This window comes from Paenibacillus sp. FSL F4-0097 (genome assembly GCF_038593125.1).
Lineage (GTDB): Bacteria > Bacillota > Bacilli > Paenibacillales > Paenibacillaceae > Paenibacillus_AQ > Paenibacillus_AQ odorifer.
This window is the reverse complement of sequence record NZ_CP151965.1, coordinates 353,197-368,123: the sequence shown is the minus strand read 5'-3', so window position 1 is coordinate 368,123 and position 14,927 is coordinate 353,197. Positions and strand designations below refer to the sequence as shown.

The 14,927-nt window shown below is 45.7% G+C and carries 11 protein-coding genes; 3 read left to right on the top strand and 8 right to left on the bottom strand.

The features are described from left to right. Nucleotides 1-154: 154 nt before the first annotated feature. From pulA to MHH86_RS01615, 3 genes are all read right to left on the bottom strand, one after another. Entirely contained in the window at nt 155-2,110 is a 1,956-nt protein-coding gene (pulA, locus tag MHH86_RS01625; RefSeq protein WP_339211170.1) for a type I pullulanase, read from the bottom strand. A 107-nt stretch (nt 2,111-2,217) separates the two neighbouring features. Then, nucleotides 2,218-2,841: a C39 family peptidase gene (locus MHH86_RS01620; RefSeq protein WP_339211168.1), complete on the bottom strand. Its 624-nt coding sequence runs from the start codon at nt 2,839-2,841 to the stop codon at nt 2,218-2,220. Next, on the bottom strand, nt 2,838-5,339 hold the full coding sequence (locus tag MHH86_RS01615) for a PAS domain S-box protein (RefSeq protein WP_339211166.1): 2,502 nt from the start codon (nt 5,337-5,339) through the stop codon (nt 2,838-2,840). The genes MHH86_RS01620 and MHH86_RS01615 overlap by 4 nt, the downstream gene beginning before the upstream one ends. A gap of 280 nt (nt 5,340-5,619) precedes the next feature. Here MHH86_RS01615 and MHH86_RS01610 point away from each other — a divergent pair, with 280 nt between their 5' ends. Next, nucleotides 5,620-6,435: a hypothetical protein gene (locus MHH86_RS01610; protein WP_339211164.1), complete on the top strand. Its 816-nt coding sequence runs from the start codon at nt 5,620-5,622 to the stop codon at nt 6,433-6,435. Here MHH86_RS01610 and MHH86_RS01605 read toward each other — a convergent pair. Continuing rightward, nucleotides 6,428-7,204, bottom strand: a complete 777-nt coding sequence (locus MHH86_RS01605; protein ID WP_036687402.1) for a YheC/YheD family protein — start codon at nt 7,202-7,204, stop codon at nt 6,428-6,430. The two genes, MHH86_RS01610 and MHH86_RS01605, sit on opposite strands and share 8 nt — an antisense overlap. A 181-nt stretch (nt 7,205-7,385) precedes the next feature. Here MHH86_RS01605 and MHH86_RS01600 point away from each other — a divergent pair, with 181 nt between their 5' ends. Then, on the top strand, nt 7,386-8,525 hold the full coding sequence (locus tag MHH86_RS01600) for a glycosyltransferase family 4 protein (protein ID WP_076274116.1): 1,140 nt from the start codon (nt 7,386-7,388) through the stop codon (nt 8,523-8,525). Between the two features lie 444 nt (nt 8,526-8,969). Here the strand turns inward: MHH86_RS01600 and MHH86_RS01595 are convergent, their stop codons facing one another. Then, entirely contained in the window at nt 8,970-10,211 is a 1,242-nt protein-coding gene (locus MHH86_RS01595; RefSeq protein WP_341070352.1) for a DUF445 domain-containing protein, read from the bottom strand. A gap of 305 nt (nt 10,212-10,516) precedes the next feature. Here MHH86_RS01595 and MHH86_RS01590 point away from each other — a divergent pair, with 305 nt between their 5' ends. Further along, the gene (locus MHH86_RS01590) at nt 10,517-11,389 is read left to right on the top strand and encodes a Cof-type HAD-IIB family hydrolase (RefSeq protein ID WP_076147822.1); all 873 of its coding nucleotides are present in this window, start codon (nt 10,517-10,519) and stop codon (nt 11,387-11,389) included. Nucleotides 11,390-11,802: 413 nt separating this feature from the next. Here the strand turns inward: MHH86_RS01590 and MHH86_RS01585 are convergent, their stop codons facing one another. The 3 genes from MHH86_RS01585 to MHH86_RS01575 all read right to left on the bottom strand — a co-directional run bounded on the left by MHH86_RS01585 (nt 11,803) and on the right by MHH86_RS01575 (nt 14,748). Further along, nucleotides 11,803-13,182, bottom strand: coding sequence for a sugar phosphate nucleotidyltransferase (locus tag MHH86_RS01585; protein WP_342479606.1), 1,380 nt, complete (start codon nt 13,180-13,182; stop codon nt 11,803-11,805). A 2-nt stretch (nt 13,183-13,184) separates the two neighbouring features. After that, on the bottom strand, nt 13,185-14,021 hold the full coding sequence (locus tag MHH86_RS01580; RefSeq protein ID WP_076101176.1) for a DUF6492 family protein: 837 nt from the start codon (nt 14,019-14,021) through the stop codon (nt 13,185-13,187). Between the two features lie 376 nt (nt 14,022-14,397). Next, nucleotides 14,398-14,748 (bottom strand): hypothetical protein, encoded by a 351-nt coding sequence (locus MHH86_RS01575; RefSeq protein ID WP_143768012.1) that lies wholly within the window; start codon nt 14,746-14,748, stop codon nt 14,398-14,400. Nucleotides 14,749-14,927: the final 179 nt, after the last annotated feature.

The window sequence follows — 14,927 nt, the reverse complement described above, 5'->3', positions numbered from 1 at the left end:
CTAGATCTTTAACGAAAATGAGTAATGTCACCTTTTTATGTAAAATAAAAGCATCCTTTCAAAAGAAAGTTCCGCGCAAAAAAGCACACAGCGCACTGTACTCATTGAGCACAATACTCCGTATGCTTTTGACGAATTATCTATAACAAACCATCTAGTTCACCGTCAGCACTACCATTCCAATCCCACTTACATTTAGCTTATTACCCGTCAGATTCTGCACAAGATCGGCTCCAAAAACCGTTTTCCATGCCCCGAGCTGTGGCAGAACCAAAGTCGTCTGTTCAACATTAGCATTAAAAAGCACATAGATATGCTTCGCCGCATCTCCTCCAGCATGGCCACGCAGCGTATAAGCTACCGAACTTACCGGTGCTTTTTCAAATACTAGATAATTCCGAATGTCATCTGCCGTTCGCATACGGAAAGCCGGATGCGCTTTTCGCAAGGCAATTAGCTGCTTCAGATAAACCACATCGTCTTGATGAGCAGCGCACAGTTCCCAATCCAATTGGTTGATCTTCACCGAGGATTTATAGCTGTTCTCCACCCCGTTTTTCGTGCGCATAAATTCCTGACCCGCATGGACAAAGGGGATTCCCTGACTCATGAACACTATCGCAGAAGCTAATCTATGCATAGATTGGCGCTGTTTGTCCGTCTCCCCTTGTGTGGACAGTAATATTTTATCCCATAACGTATGATTATCATGACACTCCACATAATTAACGGTTTGCTGAGGCTCCACGGCAAATTGTCCAATGCCTGGGGCAAAAGCAATGCCTCCCGCGACTCCTGCCTTTATCGCAAGCTCCAGACCCATCATTCCGCTGATGAAGCCCGGTTGATCATGCAGAAAGATATTCCCTTTAATTGCATCCCGGAAATCATCATTAAAATGTCCGATTCCCGGCAAAAGCGCCGCATTCTTCTGATGGGCAAGCCGCTCCATCGGCAACTCTGTCCCCATCATCCAACCTTCACCAATCGTCATGATGGACGGGTCAATCCCATCCAGACGACGCCGGATTTCCTCCATCGTGTCGAGATCAATCAAGCCCATCAGATCAAAACGAAAACCATCGATATGGTATTCTTTGGCCCAATAAACTACGGATTCCACAATGAAGCTGGACATCATCAATCGTTCCGAAGCCACGTCATTCCCGCAGCCAGAGCCATCCGACAGGCTTCCGTCTTGCTTGTAACGCAAATAATAGCCGGGAACCAGCTTGGTAAAATTCACGCGGTAGCCATCGTACACATGGTTGTAAACCACATCCATAATGACGCGGAGGCCCCGATCGTGAAGTGCTTGAATCATTGTTTTTAGTTCACGGATACGCACTCCAGGCACATAAGGATCTGTAGCATAGGAACCTTCTGGCACATTATAATTCTTCGGATCATAACCCCAGTTATAATGCGGTTCATCCAGCCTCGTCTCATCTACACTCTCTGTAGAATAATCATAAACAGGCAATAGCTGCACATGGGTTACACCGAGGTTCGTGATATGATCGAGTCCAGTGAGAATACCCTCCGGTCCGCGGGTCCCTTCTTCCGCCAAAGCAAGATATTGTCCTTTATGGGTCATACCACTTGCTGGATGGATAGATAAGTCACGCAAATGAAGCTCATAAATGATGGCATCTACAGGATCATCCAGGGGTGGTTTATCTTCCGTCCACCGCTCAGGATCTGTTTTGCGTAAATCTAAAATAGCTCCCCTATCACCGTTCACTCCTACAGCACGTGCATAAGGATCAACCGCCTCATTCCACTGTTCTCCAAGACGTACTCGGTAGGTATAGAACTTGCCATCTAAATCACCGTCAACTGTAATTCTCCACGTGCCCCGGATATCACGGATCATAGAATACTTACACTCGGCTGCTCCCTGCCATGAATTATAAAGTACCAGCTCCGCTTCTTGAGCGGTGGGCGCCCACAAACAAAAAGCTGAACTACCCGGTGAGTACGTTAGGCCAAGATCGTCCCCATCATAGCTGAATAACTGATCAAACTCCTGAGCAAACACGGAAATCCCTCTAGTAGCCGCAGGGTCCCCATAATAAATGGGTTCCTTCATTTCCCTTTGTACGGACAAAGCACCTATCCCCTTTTCCAGTTATTAACTGGATTATAGTATGATCGTCTAAGTAGTGCAAACGTTTGGACTCAAATTTTTCAAGCTATTTTGTCAGGACAACCCCTCTACCTCGATGCATCTGCAATATCTAACCCGACCATCGTAATAATGTCTTTATTTGCAAAATACGGAATACGCCGTTCTTTACCTAGAGTAACTCTACCGTCCTTGTACCGCACACCATTATCGTGGACAATCAGGATAGAACGCTCTCCGTCATCAAATACCTCATATCCTATACCTAGTACCCAATGGTAATCGTAAGTAAACTTGCCTCTCCACCGCAGACGAAACCACTTATCAAATTTAACAGCCACAGGCCGGCCGGCATCAATTTCTGTTTTATATACTTCAAAATCATTAAACGTAGTAATGAGTAACTTTTGCTGATCCTTAGGTAAAGTCGATGAATGGATATAGTTCTTCAGTTCTTTGGTAAAACAGCGCACACTCATCCCCCAAGGTCTTCCGCCGTGATGGCTGTATATGTAATTAATATGAGCGGCTTTGGAAGGAAAATGACCTTTCCCCCGAATAAAGTCCGCTCCGAAATGGGTGTTCCAATACTCCGTTAACGCTGCCATCGTAGCCGGGCCACACGCAGAGGACGGGGATTCGACCCCAACCTCCCACTGTGTATATGGCTCCGCAGGCAGTTTGTTGCTAATCCGAGGCTGTCTATGCTTCATTCAGATAGATCCCCTCTTAAAGGGCTAGACTTAGGAGTAATATGTGGAGTCGCCTCCGGAAGTAAAATCACATTTGTACCGGCATCCAATTCTCCTTCTACAGCTGCTGCCCCTTCCATTGTTGTCTCCCGTTCTTCTGTCTGCACTGTATCTTCCACATCTATCTCAGCTTTACTATCAGGATTGATCTGCAGCGTGAAATAGAAATTAGAGCCCTCTCCTTCACTGCTCTCTACAGCAATGGCTCCGCCCATCAGCTCAACGAGCTTTTTACAAATCGCCAGCCCCAATCCGGTCCCGCCATATTTGCGGTTAAACGAGGAATGCAGCTGATAAAAAGACTGAAACAGCCGATGCTGCTTCTCTAGAGGAATGCCGATTCCCGTATCCCTAACATTAAATTTCAAAGTTAATTTCTTTTGATCTGCGGACAGCTTCTGCTCTACGTAAATACTGATACTGCCCCGATCTGTAAACTTGATTGCATTGCTGACCAGATTGACCAATACCTGACGCAACCGCCCGGCATCGCCCATAATCAGTGGCGGCACTCCAGGTGCCATGCTGCATGATAACTGAATATTTTTCTCCAAAGCCTTCGCTGTAAATAGATCGATTACGCTGTCTAATACGGCTTGAAGCTGCACGGGCTCATTTACAATCATCATTTTTCCGGCTTCAATTTTGCTGTAATCCAGTATTTCATTCAAAATAGATAGGAGCGAGCTGCTGCTCTCCTTAATAATGTCAGTATATCCAAGCTGTTCTTCATCAAGCTCCGTCTCCGCCAGGAGATCCGTCATCCCTACAATTCCGTTCATCGGAGTACGGATTTCATGGCTCATAATAGCTAAGAACTCAGACTTAGCCTGGTCTGCTTTTTCCGCAGATTCCTTCGCCCGAATGATTTCCTTCTCATCCGTGATGTCCCGGAACACTACAACAACACCCTTCGGCTCCCCCTTATCAAACAGAGGGGTTACCTGATATTCCGCAAGAAAGCTAGAACCGTCCTTACGCCACAAGACCGCATCATTACTCTGATAAGATACACCTGACTTAATAGCCTTCATTAGTGGAGATTCCTGCGGCCGATAATGGCTCCCATCGAGTGCTATCTGCTGAATTTGATCCAAATAAGGATGGCCCATAATTTCATCATGTTCATAGTCCAGCATTTGCAAACCTGCAGGGTTAATGAACGTCACCTTCTCCTCCATGTCGAGTCCAAAGATGCCTTCCGAAACTGCATTTAAAATAAGAGTGTACTCATTGCTAAGCTTCTCAATTTGTTCTGTATAACGGATGCGCTCTGTAATATCACGGGAAATCCCATACACACCTACTACTTGATCATCTACAATAATCGGAATATTGGTAGTATTAATCTCTACAAAGTGTCCGTCTTTATGAATAAGCGTTAGATCATAGCTTTGAGGATAACCTTGGGCGGCTAAGTTAAAATGATACAACGTCTTCTCTATGTCCTTCTCATGGACAATGGGGCCAAAGTACATTCCGATCAGTTCATCCAGCGAATACCCGGTCAACTTCTCCAAATTCGCATTGGCGGTCAAATAATCTCCATGCAAATTCATAGAGTACACGGCAGATGGATTATATTCGAACAAAGATTTATACCGTTGCTCGCTCTCCTTAAGCTTGAACTCGAACTGCTTGCGCTCCGTAATTTCACGTCCAATCGCTATAATCTCCATGACATTCCCCTCATCATCATAGGTATAACGACTGCTCGACTCGAACCAGACATAGGTGCCATTCTTATGGCGGTAGCGGTAAGCTACAGCCGGAATAACGCCAGAGCTGCGGCTCTGCTCCATTAAACCTTGCATCATAACTAGATCATCCGGATGGAGATAATTATAGGCGCTTGTCCCAACCATCTCTTCAGGTTCATAACCAAGCAGGGTACGACTAGCCGAAGAACAATATAAGAAAATACTGTCTTTGACCGCATGACGCGAGATTAAATCCAGTGAATTCTCGGACATTAATCTATAATTGCGTTCACTTTGACGAATTTGTTCTTCCATTTGCTGCTGCTGATCCAGATGATCCACCGTTTCCTGAGCTGCGATCTTTAGTTCCGTAATATCCTCGGCATATACTATAATATACGAAGGGGCTTGTCCTTCTTCTGCTCCTAACCCAGAGAACATGAGAGACAGGCAGACGGGTTGACCTTCTTTGTTTAAAAAACAATGCTCCTTCTTCCAGCTGCCCGCTGGCGATTTCTGAAGCTCATCCATTACCACTCTATAGGAGAGCTCTTTTGAATGTGCCTCTCTATTTTCCGATTCTGTAAAAAGAGCCCCGGCAAGAAACTCGGCTTCCGTAAAGCCAAGTAGATTGCAAAAAGCCGGATTGACTTTTATCCAGTTGAAATTGCCGTTATTCGAAAACAGTACGGCCATTCCTTCTGGAGACCTCATAAATGCATGATCCAGAATTGCGTTAAATTCTACCGAGCTGCCCATTTAAGCCAGACCTCCTTTGTTGCTAGCGCTAAAGCTCTCATACCTTCTTATGTCAGTATACGATAAGAGAACTGGGGAAAGAAATGTCTAGCGCATTATTTTAAATTGGAAATATTTAAATTTAAATTATTGACGTAAGCAAATAAACAACTTATATTTAACAATAAATATATCGTTCGTGACCTATTACGATGGAAGCACCCGTAATAAAGGCTTTTGCCTTTGCTACGGGTGCTTTTTTGTTGTCTTCAGGAATACGGACAAAAGGAGGAGCGAATCAATGAACGCACTAAAGTCATTCCCCTTACTACTACTGGTGATCCTGCTATCGTTAAGCACATCAACAAGAGCTTTTGCTGCAGCAACGACTGAATTAACGCCCTCAATTCAAGCGGCTTTTGATCTAACAGCTGCCACTGCCGAGGCTCCTGCAAGGATGAAGATGACTAATCTGTACAATGAATTATCTACTTTAAAGATGCAATACAATAACCGTGAGGAGCAGATCCGAACCCTTCACTATAACAATGAGCAAACACTGATTGCGGTACGTAAGCAAATTAAAGAGATTGATTTAGAAGCCGTAGCTCAACTGGAGGTCACCGTTAAGAGCTGTAAACAGCACTATCAGCCCTTATTCGACCAATACAATGCGCTTAATAAACGTATCAAGATCGCCAAGGGTCTTAAAAATAAGACTTTGAATACCGTACTACAAGCCCAAGGCGATGCTATGAAGGTCCTGGTTCAGTTGGCTCGCAAAGAGATTAGCGAAAAACAGAATCAGTTGAATGCAGCCAAACAGACACGTACCCGAAAGATAATCTATGCCCGCAAAACCTTGTCTGGCATTGATAGCCCACAAGTCTCAATTAAATCTAACAAAAGCGTAGTCACCTCATTGAATAAACGGATTTCCGCAGATTGGAGTGACTTCAAAGCAGCGATTCGCAAGCAAAACCTTACATTAACCACTCAGTCTCTGTCCTCACTCGTCTCGGGTTACCGCCAAATCGCAACGCACAAGCAAAAAATCATAGAATTAGAACAAAAGATTTCTGTTGTCATTGCTAATACGAGGAAACAGATCATTTAGTATTTTTTTTCTTCTCATTCGCTCTGCGGTAAGCCATTACTTTGCGGTACATGCTTTTATCAGAAAGATGTTTAAAAATATATGGGTCCGGACTAGTATTCACTTCAATAATCCAAGGCGTCATGGATCTATCCAATCCTACATCGACACCAATCTGTCTAAACCCAGGATATTTCTTATGGTAGAAACGTCCGGTATCTTCTCCTAGCTTTCTCAGTATCCTAAGCATTTGCGCTTGCTGAGCTTCGTTCAGATAAGGAGACAGCAGCTTTTCCATAGCAGTTAGTTTGCCGCCGCTATGATAGTTGGTAACAATCTTACCTTTCTCAGCTACCCGACCAATCAGACCGGTAGTTTCCCATTTGCCCTGCGGGCTGAGCTGGACCATCACACGGATATCAAAGCGGTGTTTCCCGTGCTTTAGCAATACTATTCCTCTCTGGATCAGGTAACTACGTCCACGCGTCGCTTTCTTTAAGGATAAATGGAAGGCGTCGAAGGTTCTAAAAGTCTTAAGTCTTGTTCCACTTTGGTACTTGTATTCTGTTCCATAAGTCTCTCTACTCTGTTCAACCTTCATCACACCATTGCCATAGGTACCGTATTCTGGTTTGACATAAACCATTCCATATTTCAGCAGCATAGCTTTCAGATTGACTTTACTGAATTTTACTGTTTCGGGAATCAACGGTGAAATTTCAGTGCTTCGCATGAGCACCTTGGTTTTAATCCATTTGCTGGTCAATGCAGACTTTAACTTCTTTCCCAACTGTCCTCTCCCCTGTCCCTCAGAAAATAATCACGGCCTTAGTAAGCCTTAGTATTTTATGCTGCAACTGTACAAATGGCATGAGTGAAACGCCCTCTCCGCTTTCGGATGTATCTACTGTTTACTGTGTTGCATATGGTGGAAGAGGATATCCATTAGCGGATAAAAGGAGGCGTGAACCATGCACATTTGTATCATTGCACCGGAGCAGTTCCCAGTTCCGGGAGACGGTTCAGTAGAAATCTGCATTTGGGCCATTGCCAGAAGGCTCGCGGAGAGACATAAGGTAACCATTGTAAGTCGGAAGTTACCTGGACTACCTGCTGCCACTATATTGGAGCAGGTCAGAATTATCCGGTTGCCCGCAAGCACCCCAGCCCATTATCTTACTTCGGTATTAGAATACATTCAGAAAGAATCCTTTGATATCATTCAGGTTGATAATCGCCCCCATCTTATGTCTGCTGTAAAGAAACAGCTTCCTCATATCCCGGTATTTCTGTTCCTGCACTCTCTTACCTTCACACCGGGTACAGATAAAGTGGCAAATGCCTTGGCAAAAGCAGATCTGATCATTGCCAACAGCCACTCCTTACAGCGAAGATTGGATCGCCGCTTCCCTCAACTGACCACAGGGATTCACATTGTCTTATTGGGAGCCGATCTTGATCGGTTTACCCCTGTGCAGACATCTGAAAAACAACAGCTTCGTAGTTTTTACAGACTTCCGCAGACCTTTACCGTTTTGTTCGTTGGTCGAGTTATACCCCGCAAAGGAGTGCCTATATTAATACGTGCTATGTCGCATTTAAACAAACACCTCCCCGCTCATCTCGTCATCGCAGGCAAGGGCAAACCGTCGTACATACGGCAGTTGAAGCTACTTGCACGGCGGCTGAGAGTGTCGGTTACTTTTCTAGGAAATGTAGCTCATGAGAATATTCACACCCTTTATCAGGCAGCAGACTGCTTTGTATGCCCTTCCCAGAATCATGAATCCTTCGGGCTTGTTAATGTAGAAGCTATGGCCTCCGGTCTACCTGTTATCGCTTCTAATAATGGGGGAATCCGAGAGATTGTCGCCTCTGGCCATAACGGTTATCTGGTAGAACGATATCGTGAGGCTTTACCCTTTGCCCGACATTTGCTGCGGATAGCCCGCAATCCACAATTGGCAGTTACCATCGGATCACAAGGGAGAACAGATGCGCTTGAAGCCTTCAATTGGTTGCGTACAGCGAACCATTTAGAACAGCTGTACCAAGCTTCTACATCACCACAGCAGGCGTACAGAACTCTTGCAGGCGGAATGCAATTGTAGACTCAAGAAAAGTAGGGGGGCCCATAAGCCATCAACTGGCTGCTGGGTTCCCTTCTTTTTGGTGTTTGCTTGAGCTAAACAAACACCAATCTCCGATTGAATTAGGTCATATATGCGTATAAAAGGTAGCTATCGGACACAGCTGACCCCAAACGCAGCTTTATCCCACATTTGCAATGCTAAAGGACCCTATAACCACTATTGGCATGAAAAATGCCCAATATGAACGCATCCATAGGAATAACGTCGGTGGAGTCCGTAAACATGTTCCAAAGGCCAAAAACTAACAAATAACGTCATATGGGTCCGTAAGCCTCAGAGAAGGATTATTACTCCACGATGCAGACAGGCCATAAGCAACAACAAAAAGCAGCGATCCTCCAACACGGGAGAATCGCTGCTCTGCTTTTTTTGTGAATTTTACATTACATAGGTAAGTTTCATTCAAATCAATTGAATAACTGTAAGCACAAGCCCTACGACAAACCCGCATAAAGCTCCGTTCACACGAATCCATTGCAGATCTTTACCCACTTTATCTTCCAGCATATTCACTAGACTAGCGTCATCCATGCTGTCCAGATTCTCTTTTACCAAAAGACCTATTCTGTAGTGGTTAGCCTCTACAAAGGCAATTAATGAAGCGCGAATCCGCTCCTCCCAGCTGCTGATCCATTCTTGTTCCTTGCCAATACGACGTACAAGCAGGGTATATAACGTGAACAGCTTGCGTCCGCCAGCCGCCCGATCTTCCTCCAATAGGGAAATTGCTTTGCTGCGAATGTTCTCCAATTGCGTATGCAGAAATGCGGTTGCTGCTTCGCCTTCAAGCTCATTCAGTGCCCATTCTTTTAATGAAGCCAGTCTAGCCTCATCATTAACAATCTGGAACAGGGCCACTCGAATCTCACGGATAACCTCTTCACGGTATGGGCTATCCTCTTCCCGAAAATCGCGGATACCGGACTGCAACATACCTTGCAGCATTTCACCAAGCATATCTGCATCCATAAACCCGACAAAAGCCTGAAAAGCCATACCTTTAAGTCCGCCAAGCTTCACTTCAGCCAATTTCTCGCTGGCGATCTTGCCCAGCATAGCTTTCGTTTCAGGACGTCCGCTCCAATTAGATACCCCTTCCAGCGCATAGTCCAGAGCAGCTACATCTTTACCGTCATTCATTAACTTAGTAACTATTTTATCAGCCGCAACGCCAAGCTCAGCTTCACGAACATATTCGGAGGCTGCCTTTTGCAGAAACGGTACGGCCTTCTCTACCGGAAGACGAGACACGAATTCGCCAAGCTGCTCCAATATTTGTACTCTTGCCTTCTTTTTACTAAAGAACTTTGTCAGCAGCTTGGAGCCCATTGATATAAAGCCAAACTTACGCAGCTTGTTCTCAATGCTTTCCTTGTTAAGAAGCTCAGTCTCCATCGCGGTGATTAGTGATTGGATGATCTTATCGCGATTCTTGAGCAATAGTGAGGTATGTGGAATACGCAGCCCCATCGGATGGCGGAACAGCGCCGTTACCGCGAACCAGTCGGCAATCCCCCCCACCAAACCGGCCTCGAAACCACCTCTCAGTAGAATCACGGCTAGGTTTTCAGGTAGAAACAGTGTAATCAGAAACCCACATGCCATAAAGGCGAGTGACATGGTGGCTAAGTTTTTGGATCTCATAAATAGTCCCCTTTACATAAGCAGCTGCCGATGTCCTTACGCAGGAAAAATACCGTCGGTCACATTCCTCGAACATAAGCTGACGATAGATTCGGCTAGTCGGTTAGTTTGACAACTATTGTACCACGCCTGAACTATTTTCTAAAAATATACTGTAAAAACCTTTTATCTCCTGTTGGACGTTCATTATTGTACAGTTGCATGAAAATGGTTTTTGGTTTTCAGAATATTAATGATAAGATACAAGTAACGTTTCAATCCCCCTTAAAAAGTACCACTTTACCTGGAAAAGGAGCTCATACAATATGCTGATTGCTTTAGATATGGATGGAACATTACTGAACGAAGAAGGAAACATCAGTCCAAAAAACCGCGAAGCTATTATAAAAGCTCAGAAACTAGGTCACATTGTTATCATTGCTACAGGGCGCTCTTTTATGGATGCAGAACGTCAGCTTCGGCTAGCGGATCTGGAATGTCCTGTAGTCAGTCTAAATGGTGCAGTCGTCACATTATCTGATCGCACCCTCGCGGCAAGCACGCCGCTGAATAAAGCGGACATCATTCCCGCTCTGCGCTGGATGAACGAAATTCCGGACTTGTATTACGAGGTATACACTGAGGATAACGTTTATGTAGAGCTGAACAAACGTGTACGGTTAGAGAAATTATCTGCACTAAGCGATGAAGAAGTTCCTGAAGAAGTCAGCTGGCTGCTGAAAGCAATGATCGATCAACAGTTTCAACAAGCAGCGGTAACCTATGTGGAGAGTATGGAAGAGGTGTGGAGCAAGGAGGAAAATGTTATTTATAAAACATTGGCTTTTTCTCTAAACCGAGAGCTGCTCAAGGAAGCCTCCACCCGCTTCGCGGCTATTCCGGGCTTAATTATCACCGCCTCCCATGTGAATAATATCGAGATTAACCATGAAGAGGCCAACAAAGGCTCCGGTGTAACCATGCTTGCTGACCATTATGGTATCTCGCTAGCGGATGTAGCTGTCATGGGCGACAGTTATAACGATCAGCCGATGTTCGAGAAGGCCGGCTACCGGATTGCTATGGCTAACGCTGCGCCAATCCTTAAGGAAATGGCGGAATTCATTACCACCAGTAATGACGAAGACGGAGTCGCGGCAGGAATTGAGCATCTTTTGAATAGAAATTCTAAAGAGTAATTCCTGTATAAAGCAGTGGATGCACAAATAGCACCCTGGGCAGTTCTGCTCACGGTGCTATTTGTGGGTTTATTTTTGTTAGGCAGGGGTCTCTCATTTACACTTTAGGTTTAGGTTTAGGTTGTGGCACGCCTATAGCATCCCCGTCCCTCTCAAGAATTAGTTGTACTTCGTACAGTTAAATGCCCTCTTTTAGGCGCTAATTCGGATTTAATTGCACTCTGTACACTTATATTCAGCAAATCTATTCAAAACGCAAAAATTCGCGATTTTTAACTGTACAAACTACATCTAAATCGCAAGACATTCGCTACTCCACGAAATAGTTGCACTGAATACATCTATTTCACTTCAGCCACGCAATCTATCCATATCTATAGCAGCCTCCGGGTTAAAGCGAACTACCTTTCCATTTATCCCAAATCATCAAGGAAGCTGTCCTCCCCCTCCCATTCGGCAGACACTCGTACGTAGTCATCCACCTCAGGAAATTCCAACAGTTCAATGATAATCAATTCGAGCGCTGTAATGGCCCGCAGCCCATGCTTCGTACCAGCAGGAATCGTGACCGTGTCCCCGGCGGCAACCGCATGAAGATGGCCATTCATCCGGCATTCTCCATTCCCAGAAAGAAAAGACCAAACTTCTTTAGTATGCCGATGAAAATGGTAGCTGGTGTGCTCACCTGCCAAAATGGTTATTTTTGAGGTCGTAACCTCAATACCGGCTGCCGTGCGAGAGAAGTCCAAAATGCGTGAGGTGCCCCAGCGTTTTTCTTCAATCATCGGCTTCGCTGCATGGCCCTCCAGCTTCTGCTTAATTCGTTTTGCCTGCTCTATCCCAGCAACCAAAATGCCATCTGGCCCCGACGCCACGATTAAACCAGGAGCGCCAATGATATGCACAGGACAAGTGAGTTCGTTGATCAAATGGGTACCTTTTGAATCCTCAGAAATACTCCCACTGCCAATTACTCTTCCTTGCAAATGGGGAACAAGTGCATCCCAGCTGCCAATATCCGCCCACACCCCAATATAGGGGATGACTACCGCTCGCCGCGTGTGTTCTAGCACCTCATAGTCAAAGCTTCGTTCTGGCAATTGATCATAATGCTCCATAAATTCCATGTAATCTACGGGAAGATCCCGTTCCACCATACTTGAGAGCAAGTACCCTAATGAGCAGGAAAACACGCCGCAATTCCACAGTCCTCCCTGAGAAATGAACTCGGCGGCTGTCGATTCGTTCGGTTTCTCTGCAAACTGTTTAACATTTAAAAAAGACGTCCCCCCTACCCCAGACCCTTCACCCGGCAGAATATAACCGAACTGTGTAGAAGGAAATTCAGGTAAAACACCAATTAAGGCAATGTCCGCGTGTGATTCGGCAAGCACCCTTGGAAATTTATGAAGCTGTTTAAAAAAAGAAGTCTCCACATACGAATCCACCGGAATGACCACTACGATCTCTTTTGAGTCCATCCCCTTCACAGAATGCAGATAACTCGCCGCCAGAGCTACTGCAGTAAAAGTCCCCCGTTTCTGCGGCTCCGCTAATAAAGGGACTTGAGCACCAACGGATTTGCGTGTAATCTCCACCTGACTGCGATGAGTCACAATGCAGCTTGAATCCAACAAACCTACTTCTTCCAGCCCTCTGCATACCCGCTCGATCATCGACTCCACACCGCCAGCTTCTGTTGGAAGCAGCCTTAAAAAAGCTTTTGACCTGATCTCATTTGATAGCGGCCACAACCGCTTCCCCGATCCCCCTGAAAGGAGTACGATCTGCAATCCTATCGCCCCCCTGCGCTGGATTTAGCCCCTGGTGTTCTCACATACCCCTTTCGTTTATGAAAAGACAATGATCTATACTTCTCAGCCAGCTGATTCACTCTCTGCTTGGATAGCTGTCCTGCATTCATATGGAGACCTTTATTACGCGCTTTTTGAATCTTCATTCCCTCGCGATTCTTCGAATACAGGTAATTGGCATAGGTTTCGAATTCAGAAAAGGCAAATTGCTTGGAACGGTTCATACTGTGTAAAATAGCTCGATACCAAGGCATTTGGTGTTTTGCTTCTATCTCTCTTTTCATTTGAGCCAATTGACTGCGTTCAAACAGCATATAATGGGTCACAAATGACGATTTTGCGGTCACCTTGCGGCCCATGAGTTTCCTATAGGTTACAAAATACTGTGGTTGGCTCCAGTTCCGGCTGTAAAAGAGTGTCTTGCCGTCCGCCCGAAAACGGTGGGGGGTGATCAGAACGGTATCGGCATCAATAACCAGAAAATAATCCGCCGTGCAGAGCTTGTCGCCATTCAGCTTCAGCAGCTGTTGGAATAGCCAGCCGGAACGTTCCCAGGTGCGTGAGCGATAATGAATGTCTTTTTTCGTAATCGGCAGCACCGTATTCTCATCAATAAAGGTACAGCCTTTTGTGCGACAGAACTCAATCATCCGTTTCTTTTTGGGAGCAACAATTAATATCCGGCCGATGGGATGCTTAACATGCTTTCTAACAGCGTCAATCACATGGGGAAGGGTCTGTAAATCTTTTTCAATCGCGGGAATCAGTACGTCTATAGTAACGGCATGTCTGATGCGGACCTTACTGGGCGAGGGCATAGGGTCATCTCCATATCATGTTTTTGCTTTAGGATATGAGCATGATAGGAAAAGGGAATGGGCATCACAGAATTGTTCAGGAGAGTGGCAAATGTGCGCTGGACAAGTCTGCGATGCGCGGGGCGGAAATTTTTATATTATAAAAATAGAAACAGACCTGCACCCAGCGCCCTTTAGTAGGGCGAATATGCCTCTCATTTCGCTTACGGAGGCGGATTCATCCTTTTCTAGGGCATTTTTGCCTCTCATTTCGCCGACACTGCCACATTCCTGCCAATCTACGGGATTTATACCGTACATTTCGCCAACCCAGCCGCATTCCAGCTAATCTGCGGGATTTATACCGTACATTCCGCCCACGTAGCCACATTCCTGCCTATCTGCGGGATTTATACCGTACATTCCGCCCACGCAGCCACATTCCAGCTAATCTGCGGGATTTATACCGTACATTCCGCCCACGCAGCCACGATCCAGCTAATCTGCGGGATTTATACCGTACATTCCGCCCACGCAGCCACATTCCAGCCAATCTACGGGATTTATACCGTACATTCCGCCCACGCAGCCACGATCCAGCTAATCTGCGGGATTTATACTGTACATTTCGCCCGCGCAGCCACGATCCAGCTAATCTGCGGGATTTATACCGCACATTCCGTCCACGCAGCCACGATCCAGCTAATCTGCGGGATTTATACCGTACATTTCGCCCGCGCAGCCACATTCCAGCCTATCTACGGGATTTATACCGTACATTCCGCCCACGCAGCCACAATCCTACCTATCTACGGGATTTATACCGTACATTTCGCCCGCGCAGCCACAATCCAGCTAATCTGCGGGATTTATACCGTACATTTCGCCCGCGCAGCCACAATCCAGCTAATCTGCGGGATTTATACC

Bases quoted from the DNA above. Each gene is read 5' to 3' on its own strand.
- MHH86_RS01600 (WP_076274116.1), top strand. From the start codon at position 7,386: ATGCACATTTGTATCATTGCACCGGAGCAGTTCCCAGTTCCGGGAGAC.
- MHH86_RS01575 (WP_143768012.1), bottom strand. From the start codon at position 14,748: ATGTGGCTGCGCGGGCGAAATGTACGGTATAAATCCCGCAGATTAGCT.
- MHH86_RS01610 (WP_339211164.1), top strand. From the start codon at position 5,620: ATGAACGCACTAAAGTCATTCCCCTTACTACTACTGGTGATCCTGCTA.
- MHH86_RS01620 (WP_339211168.1), bottom strand. From the start codon at position 2,841: ATGAAGCATAGACAGCCTCGGATTAGCAACAAACTGCCTGCGGAGCCA.
- MHH86_RS01580 (WP_076101176.1), bottom strand. From the start codon at position 14,021: ATGCCCTCGCCCAGTAAGGTCCGCATCAGACATGCCGTTACTATAGAC.
- MHH86_RS01595 (WP_341070352.1), bottom strand. From the start codon at position 10,211: ATGAGATCCAAAAACTTAGCCACCATGTCACTCGCCTTTATGGCATGT.
- MHH86_RS01590 (WP_076147822.1), top strand. From the start codon at position 10,517: ATGCTGATTGCTTTAGATATGGATGGAACATTACTGAACGAAGAAGGA.
- MHH86_RS01615 (WP_339211166.1), bottom strand. From the start codon at position 5,339: ATGGGCAGCTCGGTAGAATTTAACGCAATTCTGGATCATGCATTTATG.